Below are 16,168 nucleotides of genomic sequence, written 5' to 3' on the forward strand. Positions count from 1 at the left end.
GGCATGCGCCTCGCGCGGCGCGGCGCTCAGTAGGTGGCGCGACCGCCCGACAGGTCGAAGATCCCGCCGGTCGAGAAGGAACAGTCGTCGGAGGATAGCCAGAGCACCATGCGTGCCACCTCCGGCACCTCGACGAAACGCCCCATCGGGATGCGCGACATGATGTCGGCGCGCCGCTCGGCCGAAATCTCCTTGGCCATGGCGGTCTCGGCCGCGGCCGGCGTCACCGCCGTGACGATGATGCCCTCCTTCGCCACCTCCTTGGCGACACTCTTGGTCAGCGCGATCAGCCCAGCCTTCGAGGCGGAATAGGCGGCAGCCTGCGCCATGCCCTCCTTGCCCTGGATCGAGGCGATGTTGACGACATGGCCGCGCAGCGGGTGACCGTCCGGCGAGCGCCGCGGCTCCTGGCGCAGCATCCGGCCGACGACGGCGCGGGTGACCAGATAGGCCCCGAACAGATTGACCTGCAGCACGCGCTGGAAGTTCTCCGGCGTCGTCTCCCAGATCGGTTTCACTTCGCCCAGCACGCCGGCATTGTTGATCAGGATGTCGATCCGGCCATGGGCGGCGACGGTGGCATCGGCAGAAGCCTCGACCGCGTTGACGTCGCGGATATCGAGCTGGCGCTGGCTGGTGCGGCGCCCGAGCTCGGCGATGGCTTTGGCCAAGCCGTCGGCATCCTGATCCCAGAGCTCGACACTTGCGCCCGCCGCGATCAGGGCCTGCGCGATGCCGCGGCCGAGCCCACCGGCGCCACCAGTGACGATCGCATGCCGGCCGGAGAGATCATGACGCACGCTCATCAGCCGGCACTCCAGGAGGTCTTGGTCCGGGTGATCTGGTGACGGTAGAGGCCAAGCGTGAACGGCCCTTCGCCGCCGAGAGCCTGCAACTCCTCGGCCGCGAGTTGATCGCGCGCCAACGCGACGAACTCGGCCTCGTCGCCCCAGCCTTCGACCAGCAGCACCCAGCGCGGCACGGCGTTGGCGATGCCGCGCACCTTCTGCTCGGCAGTGGCAATGCCGCTCGCCTCGGCATCCGCCGCCAGCAGGTGCACGGCGGCGACCCCGCGGGTTGCGAGCAGATCCGGCACCAATCCGCGCAACAGCGCCGCCTTGTGGGCCGACGCGATGTTATCAGGCACGTCGTAGCGAAAGGTCGCGATCAGCCCGCCCTGGGCCGGACCGCTAGTGTGGGAGACGCGGCAGATCGCGCGCGCCACCGAGCGGAAGTGCTTCACGGCCGACACCGTCCACGGCGTCGGCGCATTGACCCTGGCCGTATAATCCTGGCCCTTCAGGACCTCGACCGTCTGCGCCTCATAGAGGTTGAAGAATTCGAGGTCGGCGTCGATCGCGACATAGCGGCGCCCGCGCAGGAAGCCGGGAATGCCGACCCGCTCCGGCATGTGCTCCTCGCCATGCCAGGCATAGAAATCTGCCCTGCCCTCCGGTGCGATATCGTGCCAGATCGCGACCGCCCCCTCACCTGCCAGGCTCATCGTTCCTCCATGGGCTCACCCTGCGAGGCGCGTTGACTTGGCCTCGCCCCATCTCTATACGAAAATGAAATCCAAATTGGAAACGATTTCCAATCTTAGTCAAAATGAGGGCGGAGACGGGTGACGATCGCGGCGGTCGAGCGTGCATTCAAACTGCTGGAGGCGCTGGCGGGCGAGGCCGATGGCGCTGACCTGACCGTGCTCGCCGAGCGACTGGACCTGCCGGTCAGCGCGACCCACCGACTGCTGGCGACCCTCGCCGAGCGCGGCTTCGTCACTCAGGATGCACAATCGGGTGCCTATGGGCTGACGCTGAAACTGTCGCAGCTGGCCTTCCGCAATCTCGACCTGCGTGGCTTGCCCGATGCCGGCCAGATCGTGCTCGACCAGCTTGCCCGCGCCACCCGCGAATATTGCCGCCTCGCTGTCATCGAGGGCGAGAGCCTGACCTGGATCGCCCGCGCCCAGGGCGCGACCGCCGGCCTGCGCTACGAGCCGCCGATGGGAATGGGCATCGTCCTGCACGCCACCGCGACCGGCAAGGCCTGGCTCGCCTCGCTGCCGGAGGCGGAGGCGCTGCGTATCGTCTGCGCGCGCGGCTTCGATGCGCAAGGGCGCTCCGGCCCGAACGCACTCGGTGACGTCGACGCCTTGCGCCAGCATCTCGCGGAGACGCGAAACCGAGGCTTCGCGCTCGCCGTCGAGGAGGGCGAGATCGGCACGGTCGCCATGGCGACGACCTTCCGTGCCGGGCCAGATGCGGGGGCGCCGATTGCAGGCACGCTCAGCGTCGCCGGGCCGTTGCCGCGCATGCAGGAGGCGCATCGCGACGAAATCGCAGCGGCTCTCGCCACCGCCGCACGGGACATGGCGGCGATCTGGCCGCTCAGGCGGCGACAGATCGGTGCCCTGCCAACGGTTTCGACAGGGGCATCCGGGCAAACGATGCCGACAGAGACAAAAGCATGAGCAGCGACAGCGCAACCAGCGCCACGACAGGGACCGTGCCGCAGGCCTCCGGCAAGACCGCCGCCTGGGTATCGGCCATCGCCTGGCCCCTGGCGAGCTTCGCCGTATTGCTCGTCGCCTGGCAGCTCCTGGTGCCGATGGCCGGCATCCCCGAATACATCCTGCCCGTGCCGAGCGCCTTCTTCGAGCGGCTCTGGCTCGACCGGGCACTGATCTTCCAGCACACGCTGGTGACTGCGAACGAGATCGTGCTCGGCTTCCTGATGGCGGCGGTGGTCTCGATCCCGCTCGGCTACGTCATCGTCTCGGTGAAGCTGCTGGAGAAGGCGATCTACCCGGTCATCGTCTTCTTCCAGCTGGTGCCGAAGATCGCGATCGCGCCGCTCTTCGTAGTCTGGTTCGGCTTCGGCCTGTTCCCGAAGGTGCTGCTGACCTTCCTGCTCTGCTTCTTCCCGACGCTGGTCGCGAGCATGACGGGCTTTCGCGCGCTGGACGAGCGCGTGCTCTACCTGACGCGCTCGATGGGCGCCTCGGCCTGGCAGACCTTCCGCTATGTCCGGGTGCCGGCAGCGCTGACCTATATCTTCTCCGGCCTCAAGGTCTCGGCCGTGTTCGCGGCGACGGGGGCGATCGTCGGCGAGTTCGTCGGCGCCAATGCCGGCCTCGGCTACCTCCTGCTGCGCGGCACGAGCTTCCTCGACATGCCGCTGATCTTCGCCTGCCTGGTGGCGCTCAGCGTCGTCGGCATCCTGTTCAGCTATCTCGTCGACGGGCTCGAAGTGCTGCTGATGCCCTGGCAACGCAAGGGCTGAAGACCAAAGACACGACCGCCAATCCGGGCAAACCGGAACCACAGGGAGAACGACCATGCTGAGAAGGACATTGCTCACCGCCGCCGCCATGCTGGCGCTCGGCACGAGCGGCGCGCTCGCCCAGGCCGGCGGCAAGCCGATGAAGATCACGCTGAACTTCCTTGCGGCTGCGCCCAATGCCGGCTTCATGATGGCCAAGCAGATGGGCCTCTACGAGAAGGCCGGGATCAACCTGACGATCGAGGAAGGCAAGGGCTCGGGCACCACGGCGCAGATGGTTGCGACCGGGCAGACCGATGTCGGCTTCGCCGACGCTCCGGCCGCGATGCAGCTGCGCACCAAGGGCGCGCCGGTGAAGATCATTGCCCCCGTGCTGCAGACCAATGGCTTTGCCATCATCGCGCTGGAAGAGAGCGGCATCGCCTCGCCCAAGGACCTCGTCGGCAAGAAGCTCGCGGTCCAGCCCGGCACGGCGCAGACGACGCTGCTCGATGCCATCCTCGCCAGCAACGGCATCGACAAGGGCAAGGTCGACGTCATCAACATCGATCCCGGCGCCTTCGTCGGCGCGCTGCTGGAGAAGAAGGTCGACGCCATCCTCGGCGGCGCCGACTTCCACTCGGTGCAGATCCGCGAACGCGGCTTCAAGGTCCGCGACCTCTTCTACCGCGATGTCGGTGTGCCGACCGTGGGCCTGTCGATCATCGCCCGCGACGACAGGATCAAGGCCGATGCCGAGCTCTACAGGAAGTTCATCGAGGCGAGCCTGCAGGGCTGGGACGCCGCCCGCAAGAACCCGGATGCGGCGGCCGACGCCGTCGTCGCGCAATTCCCTTCCGTGAAGAAGGCGCAGGTGCTGGCGCAGTTCGACGTGGTCAACAAGCTGCTCTGCGCACCCGGAGCCGCCTCGCTCGGCAAGGTGCCGGAGAAGAACTGGAGCGTGAGCTTCGACCTGCTGACGCAGTATCTCGGCCTGCCCAAGGACAAGCCGATCACCGACTACTACACGACCGAGCTGCTGCCGGCCTCGGCGCCGGCCTGCTCGTAGTCGGCGAGGATAAGGCATGACTGCAGCAGCCGCCTCTCCCGCCGCCTCGATCCAGGGGCGCGGGATCGTCAAGAGCTTCGGCGGCTTCACGGCCGTCGACGGGCTGACGCTCGACATCAGGAGCGGCGAGTTCGTCAGCCTGATCGGCCCTTCCGGCTGCGGCAAGAGCACGTTCATGCTGATGGCGGCCGGGCTGATTCCGACCAGCGGCGGGGAATTGCTGATCAACGGCAAGCCGTTGAACGAGCCGCTGACCGATATCGGCATCGTCTTCCAGGACCATCTGCTGCTGGAGTTTCGGACGGCGCTGGAGAACGTCATGCTGCAGGCCGAGATCCGCGGCCTGCCGCTGGCGCCGGCGAAGGAACGAGCGCTCGAACTCTTCGCCAAGCTCGGCATCAGCCATGCCGCCGACCGCTATCCGAAACAGCTCTCCGGCGGTATGCGCCAGCGCGTCTCGATCGCCCGCGCGCTGATCCACAACCCGTCGGTGCTGATGATGGATGAGCCCTTCGGCGCACTCGACGCGATCACCCGCACGCAGATCCGGCACGACCTCGAAATGCTCTGGCTGGAGACGGCCAAGACCGTCGTCTTCATCACCCATTCGATCGACGAGGCGATCGGCCTCTCCGACCGGGTGCTGGTGATGTCGCCGACGCCGGGGCGGGTCGTCGACGAGATCAGGATCGAGCTGCCGCGCCCGCGCCCGGCCCATCTCGGCGACTATCCGAGCTTCAACACCTATGCCGACCGCATCCACGATGCGTTCAGGCGGTTTGGGGTGATCAAGTATTGAAGGCCCCAACCGTCATTGCGAGCGAAGCGAAGCAATCCAGGGGCGGCAGAGCTCTACGTCCTCTGGATTGCTTCGTCGCTGCGCTTCTCGCAATGACGAGTAGTAGTCCTCAACCCGGCCGCTTCGGAATCTCCAGACCGCGCTGCACGGCGGGACGAGCAAGCCCACGCTCGAGCCAGGCCGGCACCAGCTTGAGCCTGTCGTATTCGACCAGCTCGCCGGCGCCGTAGAAGCCGACGAGATTGCGGACCCAGCCGAGCGTCGCGATGTCGGCGATGGTGTACTCGTCGCCCATCAGCCAGTCGCGGCCGGCGAGCCTGGTCTCGAGCACCCCGAGCAGGCGCTTGCTCTCATTGGCGTAGCGGTCGCGCGGGCGCTTGTCCTCGTATTCGCGGCCGGCGAACTTGTGGAAGAAGCCGAGCTGGCCGAACATCGGGCCGATCGCCGCCATCTGGAAGAAGACCCATTGCAGGGTCTCGTAACGGCGGGCAGGATCGGTCGGCAGGAATTTGCCCGCCTTGTCGGCGAGATAGACCAGGATCGCGCCGGACTCGAACAGCGCGAAGGGCTTGCCGCCGGGACCATCGGGATCGAGGATCGACGGGATCTTGCCGTTCGGGTTGAGCGAAAGGAATTCCGGCGTCCAGGTCTCGTTCTTGCCGATGTCGATGGTGTGCGGCTCGTAGGGGATGCCGGTTTCCTCCAGCATGATCGAGACCTTCACGCCATTGGGCGTCGGCAGCGAATAGAGCTGCAGCCGGTCGGGATGCTGGGCCGGCCAGCGCAACGTGATCGGAAATGCGGAGAGATCGGACATCGGGGAAATTCCTCGGATGGCGGGCTTGGGACCGGCGTTGCCGGCTCGCCCCATAGGCGGGACGTCAATGGCGCGAGGCCATGACGTTGGGGCGTAACTTGGGGCGGTGATCCAGGCGGCGCAACCGCACAGAGCTTGCAGTGCCGCCGAACCGTCAAAGCAAATCCGAAATGTGAAGGTTAAGAGCGGCGCCGACCCGCGGAGCTGCGTTAACGGCCGCTTAACGCCATCGGCAAAGTTAATCCGTCCGTGACTTCCAGGACGCAGCCGGTCAATAAACCGTTCACCCAACGCCTCGCATTTGATCTGTCATGCGTCGCGTTCATCTCACCCTCCTCGCGCTCGGCGTCATCGGCGTCGGCCTTGCCGGTTGCGGCAAGTTCCAGAAGCCGCAGCGCGCCGCCTGGCGCGACCAGGCCGAAGCCCAGTGCCTGGCCTCGCGCCAGGTGCAGCTCTCGGCCTATGTCAGCCTGCGCGAGAAGGCGATCGATGGGCCCGGCACCTGCGGCATGGAGAAGCCGCTGAAGGTCGCCGCCTTCGCCAATGGCAGCGTCGCGCTGACCAGCAATGCGACGCTGGCCTGCCCCGTGGTCGCGACTACCGACAAATGGTTCACCGAGGTGGTGCAGCCGGCGGCGATGAACGTGCTCGGCGCGCAGGTGATCGAGATCCGTGCCGGCTCCTATTCCTGCCGCGCCATGAACAACGGCTCCGGCACCAGCCGCACCTCCGAGCACGCCTTCGGCAATGCCGTCGACGTCTTCTCCTTCCGGCTGAACGATAATCGCGTCGTCACCGTCAAGGATGGCTGGCGCGGCTCGCCCGAGGAGCAGGCCTTCCTGCGTGAGATCTTCGTCGGGGCCTGCGAGCATTTCTCGACGGTGCTCGGCCCCGGCGCCGACGCCTTCCACTACGATCATTTCCACATCGACCTGGCGCGCCATTCCAAGGGCCGGCACATCTGCAAGCCGGTGATCAAATACGAGCCCAACTACAACCTGCCGCCGCCGGATCCGGCGCGGCCGGACCGCATGGCGTTGCAACAGCAGCAGCCGGGGATGCGCGAGACGCTGCCGCCGCCGATGGTGGCGGGCGGCTCGGGTGGGCTGCTGCGCCAGCCGAGCACGGGCCTGCGCCCGCCGGGAGCAGTCGACGGCGGCTATTCCGTCGCCCATCGCTCGGGTCAAGGCGGGCTAGACGGCCAGCGGCGCTATCTCGAAGAGGCGCCGCAGCAGGCGAGCCCACGCTACCAGCCGCAGCCCGCGCCGAGCGAGATGCGCGGTCCCTTGCAGCTGCCGGGCTCGGTGCCGCCGACCGAGGAACTGATCGTGGGCGACGACGAGGGCAATGGCATCATCGATGGTGCGCAGTCGGGCGAGCCCGAACCGCCGATCAACCCGCGCAACGACCCGTTCGCCTATCGGCCCGGCCAGCCGACGGGACTCCGGCGGTAAAGGCGGCGGCGATCCGGAGCGGAGCGCTCGGGTCCGACCTTCGGTCGGCCCAAGGATAAACTCCGCGCAGACCCGAGAATCTCATGATGAGAAGGCGCTGTCCGGAGCCTCCTCCGCCCCGAGATGCTCGGGTCAAGCCCGAGCATGACGAGCGTCCCCTAGCGCGACACCAGCACCTGCCGGCACTCGGCCGGCAGGGCGTCGAGCGACATCGGCGGCTTGGGCTTTGGCTTGGGGCCCGGCTTCGGCTTGGGCGGATTGAAGATCGCCTGGTGCTGGCGCTCGACCCAGCCAGAGAGCTCCTCGCCGCAGCCATCGCCGAAATTGGGCGGCTCCTGGCCGGCGCACCCCTCGACGCCGGGCGGGCAGCTCATCCGGATATGGAAATGGTAGTTGTGCCCCCACATCGGCCGAACCTTGCCCAGCCAGGCCCGATCCGAGCCGGCCTCGCGGCAGAGCGCCACCTTGAGCGCCGGGTTGACGAAGATGCGCTCGACCCTGGGCTCGCTGGCGGCGGCCTTGATCAGGCGGCTATGCGCCGGCGTCCAGTTCTTCGGCTCGATGTCGCGCCAGTCGGGGCGGGCCATGTTGGTCGCGGCCATGTTCTCGCGATCGTCGCTGTCGACGCGCTTTTTCGGCATCGGCGTCAACCAGACATCGGCGTCGAGCCCGATCTGGTGCGAGGCATGGCCGGTCAGCATCGGCCCGCCGCGCGCCTGCGAGATGTCGCCGACGAGCAGCCCGCTCCAGCCGGTGATCTTCGGCACTTCGCGCGCGAAGCGCTCGAGGAACGAGATCAGCTCTGGATGGCCCCAATTGCGGTTGCGGGCGAGCCGCATCACCTGCCAGTTCTCGCCGTCGACCGGTAGCGCGGTCGCACCCGCCAGGCAGCCGCGGGCATAGGAGCCGATGGCGCGCGCCCGCAGCGCGGCGGGTGCGGTCTTCTGGCCGAACAGGGCACGGGCGGCATCGGGGTAAGCCGCGATATTGGCGGCGCGGGTCTTCGCCTCCGCCTCGGCGGTAGACTGGGCGTGTGCCGCTCCGGCTGCGATCAGTATCGGCAGGAGAATCAGGCAGGCGAAACTACGAGCGAACAGCATAGACGCAGAATCGCAGGCTGCTCGCGCTCAGGTCAAGCTGGTGCCCGATCAATGGGCTGGACAGCGGGAAGGAGAGCCGGCAGCGTCGGCAGTGCCGAAGCACGGGTGGCAAGCCCTCCGGCGACCACAAGTGGAGGAGATACCTGACGATGAGCTGTTTCACCCTCGACCGCCGCACATTGCTCGGCGGCCTCGGCGCCACGCTCGCCTTGCCGCCAGGCGCCGGCCAGGCCCAGGGTGCCTGGCCGCAGGGGCGCACGCTCAAGCTGGTCGTCCCCTTCCCGCCGGCCGGTGCGACCGATGTGCTCGCCCGGCTCGTCGCCGACAGGCTCGGCCAGAGCTGGGGTACCCATTTCGTCGTGGAGAACCGGGCGGGCGCGGGCGGCAATCTCGGGACCGATGCCGTCGCCAAGGCGGAGCCCAATGGTGACACGCTGCTGATCGTCTCGGTCGGCCTTGCGACCAACCAATACCTCTATGCCAAGCTGAACTACGATCCGGTCAAGGATCTCGCGCCCATCACCACGGTCGCGATGGTGCCGAACCTGTTGGTCGTCGGAAAGCACCTGCCCGTGCAAAGCGTGGCCGAGCTCATCGCCTACGCCAAGGCCAATCCCGGCAAGCTGACTTACGGCTCCTCGGGGATCGGGACCTCGGTGCACCTCTCCGGAGAGCTTTTCCAGAAGCTCTCAGGCACGAAGATGGTGCATGTGCCCTATCGCGGCACGGCGCAGGCGACGCAGGACCTGATCGGCGGACGCATCGACCTGATCTTCGACAACATCACCCAGGCGCTGCCGCATGTGCGTGCCGGCTCGATCCGCGGGCTGGGAATCACCACGGCCAAGCGCTCCCCGACGGCGCAGGAGTTCGCTCCGATCGCCGAGACGGTCCCGGGCTTCGATGTCTCGTCCTGGTTCGCCCTGTTTGCTCCGGCGAAGACGCCGCAGGCGATCATCGACAAGGTTCAGGCCGACACCAGCAAGGCTATCGCCGACCCGAACGTGCGCTCCAAGATGGATCTGCTCGCTGCCGAACCGGTCGGCAACAAGCCGGCGGAGCTCGCCACTTTCCTGCAGGCCGAGATGAAGCGCTGGGGTGATCTGATCCGCGAGGCCGGCATCAAGGCTGAGTGACCGGGAACCTACCATTCGCGCCCGACGTTCTTTGAACGCTCGCCCGTCGATCGTCGACGAGGTCGGCGGACGGAAGAAGGGCGCGAACCATGTCCACACTCCTGATCATCATCCTGCTCATCATCCTGCTCGGTGGCGGCGGGTATTACGGACATCGCAGCTATGGCGGCGCCGGGCTTGGTGGCGTGGTCGGCCTCGTGCTGGTGATCGTGATCGTGCTTTGGCTGCTCGGAGCGCTCGGCGGCCCGGTCGTCAGGGTCTGATGTCGCGGCGAGCGCAGGGCCCAGCCCTGCGCTTCAGCTCGCCAGCTTCCAGACCAGCATGGCTGCCGCGAGATCCTCGAGCGCGGTGCCGACCGATTTGAACAGGGTCACGTCATCGCGCTCGGCCGCGGCATCGTACTCACCGCGGCAGAGACCGGCCAGTGTTCCGGAGACCTGCTCGGCCGTGTAGGCGCCCGCCTTGATCGCGACGGCGACATCGCCGCCTTCATGCAGCGCGGCCTGTGTATCGACGAAGACATGGGCGCGCTGCAGCGCCTCGTCGTCTGCCTCGCGCATCGAGAGGTTGAAGGCGCCGACCAGATCGAGATGGGCGGTGCGCTTCAGCCAGCGGCCCTGGATCAATGGCTCGCGTGACAGCGTCGCACAGGAGATCAGGTCGGCCTGCCGCGCCTCGGCTTCCAGGTTCTCGGCGACACGCGCTTCGATGCCATCCCGCGCCAGTTCGGCAACCACTTCGGCGGCCGCCTCCGGGCGACGCGCCCAGATCGCGATGTCCTCGAAGGCGCGTACGCTGCGATGCGCCTTGACCAGAAAGGACGAGAGCGCACCGGCGCCCACCATCAGCATGCGCTTCGTATCCGGGCGCTCCAGCATGCGCGAAGCGAGCGCGGATGCCGCGGCGGTGCGCCAGAGCGTCAGCCGTGCGCCATCCAATGCCGCGAGCGGCGCGCCGGAAGCGCCATCCATCAGCAGGTAAGTGCCCATCACGCTCGGCTGGCTCAGCGCAGCATTGCCCGGGAACACCGTGACCACCTTGGTGCCGAGAAACGCCGGATTTACCTCCGGCGCCGTCCAGGCCGGCATCAGCAGCAGGGTCGCTGCTGCGTCCGGCCGCTCGATCTCGTGGTGATGGCGCACCGGCGTGACGATATCGCCGCGGAAGGCATCGGCGAGCGCATCGATCAGGGCGGGGAAGTTGAGCAGGCCGTCGATCTCGGCCGCAGAGAAGAAGCGCATGGCCGCAGCTTCAGATGCGGTTGGTCAGTGCCGGCAGCGCCGAATCCGGCACCGCGGCGCGCAGCGACTGTGCCTCGCCACGCAGCTTTTCGGCCTCGCGTCGGTTGACCCTGGCAGCCTTGCGGTGCTTGCCCTGTGCCAGCCAGGAGGCGAAACCGCCGATCAGGATGCCGATGGCGATGGCGGCGAGGACCACGGCGAAGAGCGGCAGATCGAAGGCGAATGTCGGAGCGTCACGGCTGATCGGATCGAGCGAGACCCGGACGGGGGCGCGGTTCGCCACCGAGAACAGCACCACGAGAAGCGCGATCGGAACGAGCACCAGCGCCTTGAAGAAAGCTTTCATTCCGCTCCTCCGGCCGGCTCAGCCGCCCTTGCCGTTCAGTCGCAAGCGCAGCTCCTTACCGGTCTTGAAGACCGGTACGAACTTCTGATCGACCTTGACGGAGTCGCCGGTGCGCGGATTGCGGCCGACACGGGCGGCGCGTTCCTTGGTCGAGAAAGCGCCGAAGCCGCGCAGCTCGACACGATCGCCGCGCGCCAGCGCCTTGACGATCTCGTCGAGGATCGAGCCGACAATGTTCTCGATGTCGCGCTGATAGAGGTGAGTGTTGCGCTCGGCGATGCGCTGGACGAGTTCTGATTTTATCATGGGCCCAATATAACCGCTTGTAACATCGTCACTTTTCGACGGCAGGCTGCCAGAGCGCCAAGGGCGCGTCAAGCCGCAGTCCGACCGGGATTTCGGCTGCGCGCGCGAGCAGCGCCGCAACGGGCTCCAGGCCCGCCGCACGCGCCAGCGCTTCGCCAGCGCTCCACAGGCCGTAAGACGAGGATTCGCTGCGGCGGCGCCAGTCCCGCACCGGCAGCGACTTGCCGACGCCCTTCTCGCGCTCGAGCCAGGCAATCGCCTCAGTCTCGCCGCCAAGCTCGTCGACGAGCTTGAGCGTAACCGCCTGGCGGCCGGAATGGACACGTCCGTCCGCAACCTTGGCGACTTCCGCCTCGGCGAGCTTACGGCGCTCGCCGACCAGCCGCTTGAACCAGTCGTAGTTATCCGCGACGACGCGCGCCGTCTCGGCCGCCGCCTCGGGCGAGGTCGGCTCGAGGCCGCTCGGAGCGGCCTTCAACGGGCTCGAGCGGGTGATCTCGAACTTGACGCCGATCGTGTCGAGCATCCTGGCGACATTGGGAATCTGGGCAATCACGCCGATCGAGCCGACGGGAGAGGTCTGGCGCGCGACGATGCGCTCGCCGCCGAGAGCGACGATATAGCCGCCGGACGCAGCGAGCCCGTCGACCACCGCGACGACGGGCTTCTTCGCGGCGAGCCGGCGAACCGCCTCGTACAGCGCTTCCGAGCCGGTCACGGTGCCGCCAGGGCTGTCGATGCTCAGCAGCACGGCGCTGGCGCGACTGTCCTCCAGCGACTTGATCAGATCGAGCGTACGGCGATCGCCGGAGATGAAGCCGGAAATGGTGACGCGGGCGATATGCGCCTGCGCGGTGCTGCCCGGCAGGCGCCCGCTCCAGGCGAGTGCGCCGGCGATGGCCAGAACGACGACACCGGCAAGCGCAAGCAACCGCCAGAGCGAGAGCTTACGCCGCAGGCTGCGGCGATCGGCGAGCAGATCGGCATCGGACGACATCTCGGCGGCTCCGGTTAGAGTCGGATTCGACCAGGGCGCAACAACCCGATCGATGAATCCCTCTGTCATATTCAGATAGAGACCGTTTTACCGATTGCCGTGCGGAGCAAGCTGATCGGATCGGGCTCTAGCGGGGCTCTGTGATGTAGCTCCGCCATGCGGGAGGGGCAAGGCGAATTGCCTCGGCGAGGGCCAGGAGGCGCCTCAGGCTGCGGCCAGCGCCCGCTGCCGATCGAGCGCGAGCAAAGCGAGCCCGCTCGCGACCGAGCGGAAGGCGTCGCCGATATGGATGCGCTGCGGGCTGAAGCGGCGGTCGAACAGCGCCCGCACCGCCGGGACATAGGAGGTGCCACCGGTCATGAACACCGCCTCGATCCGACCCGCTTCGACCCCGGCGGCCGACAGCGCCTCGTCGAGCGCCCCCTCGATCGCCGCGACATCCTCGGCGATCCAGCGCTCGAACAGGACCCGCGTCACGGTGCGGTCGATACGCACGCCCATCTGATCGAAGGTGAGCTGCGCCTCCTCCTGCGCGGAGAGCGCGATCTTGGTCGCCGAGACGGCGCGGTAGAGCTCGTAGCCGAGATCGTATTCGATCACCGTCATCAGATCCTCGAGCCTTTCCGGCTCGACCGCGTCGCGGATCAGCGCCTTGAGCTCGGCCATGGTCTCGCGGCTCTTCATCAGCGAGAGCCGGTGCCATTGCGCGAAGGCGGCGTGGTAATGCGCCGGAATCGGCAGGCGCTTGCCGAAGGAAAGATAATCCGAGCCCTTGCCGAGCAACGGCGAGACCGCATGCTCGATGATGCGGTAGTCGAAGCTGTCGCCGGCGATGCCGACGCCGGCATGGGAGAGCGGAACCGCCTGCAGCCGGCCCGCACCACCAGGCTCGAACCGCATCACCGAGAAGTCGCTGGTGCCACCGCCGAAATCGGCGACGAGCATGGTCTGCGGGGTCTTGAGCTCGCGGGCGTACCAGTAGGCCGCGCCGAGCGGCTCATAGGCGAAATCCACTGTCGGCATGCCGGCCTTGCCGTAGGCTGCCGAGAGGCGCGAGAGCGCCAGCGCCTCGTCAGGACGATCGCCAGCGAAGACGACCGGACGGCCGGAGAGGACGGCGCGTTCGCCGAGATCGTCGAGACCGGCGGAGAGGTCCTTCAGGAAGACCGCGATCAGGTCCTCGAGCCGGAAGAGCTTGCCGAACAGGCGCGTCTCCTGAAAGGCGCGGCTCGACAGATACGTCTTCAGCGATTGCAGGAAACGGTGCTCGGTCGTCATGCCGAGCGCCATGTCGAGCGCGTCGGGGCCGCTGACATGGGTGACGTGGCTGTTGGGCGGCCTGCCCTCCCGCCAGAACATCAGGGCCGAGCGATAGGCATCGACCGCGCCCTGCTTCGTCGCGAAGCTGCGGGTCGTCACCGAACCATCAGGACGTGCAAGCGCGACCACGCTGTTGGTGGTGCCGAAATCGATCCCGATCGCTGCGTCGTCCATTGCCCTGTTCCTCATGCGCCGAGCCACCGCCGTCTTTCCGGGGCTTCGCGCAGCGAAGAGCCCGGAACCCATGAACAGCGAGCCTGATCGAAAAGGCTCGTCGGTCACAGCGAACCCGGCAAACGCCGTGTTCATGGGTTCCGGGCTCGCGGCTTCGCCGCGCCCCGGAAAGACGTGAGTGGCGAAACAAAAGCCCGCGCGGATTTCTCCGCGCGGGCCGATGGAATGGTCAGGCCGCGAGACGCGGCCTGATGATCACTTCTTGTCGGTGCCAGCCTTTTTGAGGGCAGCGCCGAGGATGTCGCCAAGCGAGGCGCCGGAGTCGGCAGAGCCGTACTGCGCCATCGCTTCCTTCTCCTCGGCCATTTCCAGAGCCTTGATCGAGACCTGGATCTTGCGGGCCTTCTTGTCGAAGAGGATGACGCGGGCGTCGACTTTCTCGCCGGCCGCGAAGCGCTCGGGGCGCTGCTCGGCACGCTCGCGCGCGATTTCGGCGCGCTTGATGAAGGTCGTCATGTCCGTGCCGGAGATCTTGACGTCAAGACCGCCTTCCTTGACGTCGACGATCTCGCAGGTCACGACCTGGCCCTTCTTGAACTCGCCGGCATCCACGAAGGGATCGCCGCCGAGCTGCTTCAGGCCGAGCGAGATGCGCTCCTTCTCGACGTCGACATCGAGAACAACCGCCTGGAGCATGTCGCCCTTCTTGTACTCCTCGATCACCTGCTCGCCCGGACGGTTCCAGTCCAGGTCCGACAGATGGATCATGCCGTCGATGTCGCCCTCGAGGCCGAGGAACAGGCCGAACTCGGTCTTGTTCTTGACCTCGCCCTCGACCACTGCACCCGACGGATGCTGCTCGGCGAAGACCTCCCACGGATTGCGGAGGGTCTGCTTGAGACCGAGCGAGATGCGGCGCTTGACCTGATCGACCTCGAGGATCGCGACGTCGACTTCCTGCGAGGTCGAGACGATCTTGCCGGGGTGGACGTTCTTCTTGGTCCAGGACATCTCGGAGACGTGGATCAGGCCTTCGATGCCCGGCTCCACTTCGACGAACGCGCCGTAGTCCGTGATGTTGGTGACGCGCCCCTTCAGGCGGGTACCGACCGGGTAGCGGGCGGCGATGCCATCCCACGGATCGGCCAGCAGCTGCTTGATGCCCAGCGAGATGCGGTGCGTCTCCTGGTTGATCTTGATGATCTTGACCTTGACCGTCTGGCCGATGGTCACGACCTCGGACGGATGGTTGACGCGGCGCCAGGCCATGTCGGTCACGTGCAGCAGGCCGTCAATGCCGCCGAGGTCGACGAACGCACCGTATTCGGTGATGTTCTTCACGACGCCGTCGATAACCTGGCCCTCTTCGAGCGAGGCGACGAGCTCGGAGCGCGCCTCGGCGCGGGTCTCTTCGAGCACGGTGCGGCGCGAGACGACGATATTGCCACGGCGACGATCCATCTTGAGGATCTCGAAGGGCTGCGGCTGACCCATCAGCGGGCCGACGTCGCGGATCGGGCGGATGTCCACCTGCGAACGCGGCAGGAAGGCGACGGCGCCGTCGAGATCGACGGTGTAGCCACCCTTGACCGTGTTGAAGATGTTGCCCATGACCTTCTCGCGGGCCTCGAACGCCTTCTCGAGCTTGACCCAGCTCTCTTCGCGGCGAGCCTTGTCGCGCGAGATCACGGCTTCGCCGAGCGCGTTCTCGATCCGGTCGAGATAAACCTCGACCTCGTCGCCGACCTTGAGCTCTTCTTCCCGGCCCGGGCCGGTGAATTCCTTGAGCGCGACGCGACCTTCGGTCTTCAGACCGACGTCGATGATCGCCATGTCCTTCTCAATGGCAACGACCTTGCCCTTGATGACGGTACCTTCGAGGGCCTCGTTACGGGTGAACGATTCCTCGAGCAGGGCGGCGAAATCCTCGCGACCCGAGTGATAGCTTTCGACAGCTGACATAAATGCTCCTGAACGCCGGCCGCGTATCCCGCGGGTGTCCGGCATGGCGCCGATTGGGTTGGTGTTGCACGCCGGATCGATCCACGCGGTGCTCCGCTCACGGAGCTTGCCATCCCTCAGGACGGCGGCGCCTGGCCGCAGGGGCCGATCCGCATCAAAAGGCCCGCTTTTTCAAACACGAAA

Annotated in this window: 17 protein-coding genes; 7 read left to right on the forward strand and 10 right to left on the reverse strand. The window is 66.9% G+C overall.

Features of this window, described 5'->3' with window-relative positions; genetic code table 11:
- Positions 1-26: 26 nt before the first annotated feature.
- Together ACSQ24_RS22140 and ACSQ24_RS22145 are read right to left on the reverse strand one after the other, a co-directional pair.
- Entirely contained in the window at positions 27-806 is a 780-nt protein-coding gene (locus ACSQ24_RS22140; protein WP_436096767.1) for an SDR family NAD(P)-dependent oxidoreductase, read from the reverse strand.
- The gene (locus ACSQ24_RS22145; protein ID WP_436096768.1) at positions 806-1,504 is read right to left on the reverse strand and encodes a hypothetical protein; all 699 of its coding nucleotides are present in this window, start codon (positions 1,502-1,504) and stop codon (positions 806-808) included. Before ACSQ24_RS22145 ends, ACSQ24_RS22140 begins: the two co-directional genes overlap by 1 nt.
- A 120-nt stretch (positions 1,505-1,624) precedes the next feature.
- On the opposite strand from ACSQ24_RS22145, the gene ACSQ24_RS22150 reads away from it, so the two are divergent.
- Genes ACSQ24_RS22150 through ACSQ24_RS22165 form a run of 4 tightly spaced genes read left to right on the forward strand, consistent with a single transcriptional unit; the run spans position 1,625 to position 5,132 of the window.
- Positions 1,625-2,473, forward strand: coding sequence for an IclR family transcriptional regulator (locus ACSQ24_RS22150; RefSeq protein ID WP_436096769.1), 849 nt, complete (start codon positions 1,625-1,627; stop codon positions 2,471-2,473).
- Positions 2,470-3,285: an ABC transporter permease gene (locus tag ACSQ24_RS22155; protein ID WP_436096770.1), complete on the forward strand. Its 816-nt coding sequence runs from the start codon at positions 2,470-2,472 to the stop codon at positions 3,283-3,285. The genes ACSQ24_RS22150 and ACSQ24_RS22155 overlap by 4 nt, the downstream gene beginning before the upstream one ends.
- A 55-nt stretch (positions 3,286-3,340) precedes the next feature.
- Complete coding sequence (locus ACSQ24_RS22160) at positions 3,341-4,333, forward strand: ABC transporter substrate-binding protein (RefSeq protein WP_436096771.1); 993 nt, start codon at positions 3,341-3,343, stop codon at positions 4,331-4,333.
- A gap of 16 nt (positions 4,334-4,349) precedes the next feature.
- Entirely contained in the window at positions 4,350-5,132 is a 783-nt protein-coding gene (locus ACSQ24_RS22165; RefSeq protein ID WP_436096772.1) for an ABC transporter ATP-binding protein, read from the forward strand.
- 109 nt (positions 5,133-5,241) lie between these two features.
- Here ACSQ24_RS22165 and ACSQ24_RS22170 read toward each other — a convergent pair whose 3' ends face one another.
- Complete coding sequence (locus tag ACSQ24_RS22170) at positions 5,242-5,949, reverse strand: glutathione S-transferase N-terminal domain-containing protein (RefSeq protein ID WP_436096773.1); 708 nt, start codon at positions 5,947-5,949, stop codon at positions 5,242-5,244.
- Positions 5,950-6,260: 311 nt separating this feature from the next.
- On the opposite strand from ACSQ24_RS22170, the gene ACSQ24_RS22175 reads away from it, so the two are divergent.
- Entirely contained in the window at positions 6,261-7,403 is a 1,143-nt protein-coding gene (locus tag ACSQ24_RS22175; RefSeq protein WP_436096774.1) for an extensin-like domain-containing protein, read from the forward strand.
- A 158-nt stretch (positions 7,404-7,561) separates the two neighbouring features.
- Here ACSQ24_RS22175 and mepA read toward each other — a convergent pair whose 3' ends face one another.
- Complete coding sequence (gene mepA, locus ACSQ24_RS22180) at positions 7,562-8,503, reverse strand: penicillin-insensitive murein endopeptidase (RefSeq protein WP_436096775.1); 942 nt, start codon at positions 8,501-8,503, stop codon at positions 7,562-7,564.
- Between the two features lie 149 nt (positions 8,504-8,652).
- Here mepA and ACSQ24_RS22185 point away from each other — a divergent pair, with 149 nt between their 5' ends.
- Both ACSQ24_RS22185 and ACSQ24_RS22190 read left to right on the forward strand, forming a co-directional pair.
- Positions 8,653-9,639 (forward strand): Bug family tripartite tricarboxylate transporter substrate binding protein, encoded by a 987-nt coding sequence (locus ACSQ24_RS22185; RefSeq protein WP_436096776.1) that lies wholly within the window; start codon positions 8,653-8,655, stop codon positions 9,637-9,639.
- Positions 9,640-9,728: 89 nt separating this feature from the next.
- Complete coding sequence (locus ACSQ24_RS22190) at positions 9,729-9,902, forward strand: DUF3309 family protein (RefSeq protein WP_436096777.1); 174 nt, start codon at positions 9,729-9,731, stop codon at positions 9,900-9,902.
- A 33-nt stretch (positions 9,903-9,935) separates the two neighbouring features.
- Here ACSQ24_RS22190 and ACSQ24_RS22195 read toward each other — a convergent pair whose 3' ends face one another.
- The 6 genes from ACSQ24_RS22195 to rpsA form a co-directional block, all read right to left on the reverse strand.
- Positions 9,936-10,880 (reverse strand): ornithine cyclodeaminase family protein, encoded by a 945-nt coding sequence (locus tag ACSQ24_RS22195; protein ID WP_436096778.1) that lies wholly within the window; start codon positions 10,878-10,880, stop codon positions 9,936-9,938.
- A 10-nt stretch (positions 10,881-10,890) separates the two neighbouring features.
- Positions 10,891-11,226 carry a LapA family protein gene (locus tag ACSQ24_RS22200; protein ID WP_436096779.1) on the reverse strand — a complete coding sequence of 112 codons (336 nt, stop codon included), beginning with the start codon at positions 11,224-11,226 and terminating at the stop codon, positions 10,891-10,893.
- Positions 11,227-11,244: 18 nt separating this feature from the next.
- Positions 11,245-11,532, reverse strand: coding sequence for an integration host factor subunit beta (gene ihfB / locus ACSQ24_RS22205; RefSeq protein WP_436096780.1), 288 nt, complete (start codon positions 11,530-11,532; stop codon positions 11,245-11,247).
- Positions 11,533-11,560: 28 nt separating this feature from the next.
- Positions 11,561-12,529, reverse strand: coding sequence for a signal peptide peptidase SppA (sppA, locus tag ACSQ24_RS22210; protein WP_436096781.1), 969 nt, complete (start codon positions 12,527-12,529; stop codon positions 11,561-11,563).
- Between the two features lie 204 nt (positions 12,530-12,733).
- Positions 12,734-14,023, reverse strand: coding sequence for an Hsp70 family protein (locus ACSQ24_RS22215; protein ID WP_436096782.1), 1,290 nt, complete (start codon positions 14,021-14,023; stop codon positions 12,734-12,736).
- Positions 14,024-14,278: 255 nt separating this feature from the next.
- The gene (rpsA, locus tag ACSQ24_RS22220) at positions 14,279-15,985 is read right to left on the reverse strand and encodes a 30S ribosomal protein S1 (RefSeq protein ID WP_436096783.1); all 1,707 of its coding nucleotides are present in this window, start codon (positions 15,983-15,985) and stop codon (positions 14,279-14,281) included.
- Positions 15,986-16,168 lie beyond the last annotated feature (183 nt).

The sequence above is a fragment of the Allobosea sp. LjRoot237 genome, from assembly GCF_964253285.1.
In the GTDB taxonomy this organism is placed as follows: Bacteria; Pseudomonadota; Alphaproteobacteria; order Rhizobiales; family Beijerinckiaceae; genus Allobosea.

What these genes read in the sequence shown, in the direction of transcription:
- ACSQ24_RS22140 (WP_436096767.1), bottom strand. Translation starts at nt 806, where the DNA reads ATGAGCGTGCGTCATGATCTCTCCGGCCGGCATGCGATCGTCACTGGT.
- ACSQ24_RS22145 (WP_436096768.1), bottom strand. Translation starts at nt 1,504, where the DNA reads ATGAGCCTGGCAGGTGAGGGGGCGGTCGCGATCTGGCACGATATCGCA.
- ACSQ24_RS22155 (WP_436096770.1), top strand. Translation starts at nt 2,470, where the DNA reads ATGAGCAGCGACAGCGCAACCAGCGCCACGACAGGGACCGTGCCGCAG.
- ACSQ24_RS22160 (WP_436096771.1), top strand. Translation starts at nt 3,341, where the DNA reads ATGCTGAGAAGGACATTGCTCACCGCCGCCGCCATGCTGGCGCTCGGC.
- ACSQ24_RS22165 (WP_436096772.1), top strand. Translation starts at nt 4,350, where the DNA reads ATGACTGCAGCAGCCGCCTCTCCCGCCGCCTCGATCCAGGGGCGCGGG.
- ACSQ24_RS22170 (WP_436096773.1), bottom strand. Translation starts at nt 5,949, where the DNA reads ATGTCCGATCTCTCCGCATTTCCGATCACGTTGCGCTGGCCGGCCCAG.
- ACSQ24_RS22175 (WP_436096774.1), top strand. Translation starts at nt 6,261, where the DNA reads ATGCGTCGCGTTCATCTCACCCTCCTCGCGCTCGGCGTCATCGGCGTC.
- mepA (WP_436096775.1), bottom strand. Translation starts at nt 8,503, where the DNA reads ATGCTGTTCGCTCGTAGTTTCGCCTGCCTGATTCTCCTGCCGATACTG.
- ACSQ24_RS22185 (WP_436096776.1), top strand. Translation starts at nt 8,653, where the DNA reads ATGAGCTGTTTCACCCTCGACCGCCGCACATTGCTCGGCGGCCTCGGC.
- ACSQ24_RS22190 (WP_436096777.1), top strand. Translation starts at nt 9,729, where the DNA reads ATGTCCACACTCCTGATCATCATCCTGCTCATCATCCTGCTCGGTGGC.
- ACSQ24_RS22195 (WP_436096778.1), bottom strand. Translation starts at nt 10,880, where the DNA reads ATGCGCTTCTTCTCTGCGGCCGAGATCGACGGCCTGCTCAACTTCCCC.
- ACSQ24_RS22200 (WP_436096779.1), bottom strand. Translation starts at nt 11,226, where the DNA reads ATGAAAGCTTTCTTCAAGGCGCTGGTGCTCGTTCCGATCGCGCTTCTC.
- ihfB (WP_436096780.1), bottom strand. Translation starts at nt 11,532, where the DNA reads ATGATAAAATCAGAACTCGTCCAGCGCATCGCCGAGCGCAACACTCAC.
- sppA (WP_436096781.1), bottom strand. Translation starts at nt 12,529, where the DNA reads ATGTCGTCCGATGCCGATCTGCTCGCCGATCGCCGCAGCCTGCGGCGT.
- ACSQ24_RS22215 (WP_436096782.1), bottom strand. Translation starts at nt 14,023, where the DNA reads ATGGACGACGCAGCGATCGGGATCGATTTCGGCACCACCAACAGCGTG.
- rpsA (WP_436096783.1), bottom strand. Translation starts at nt 15,985, where the DNA reads ATGTCAGCTGTCGAAAGCTATCACTCGGGTCGCGAGGATTTCGCCGCC.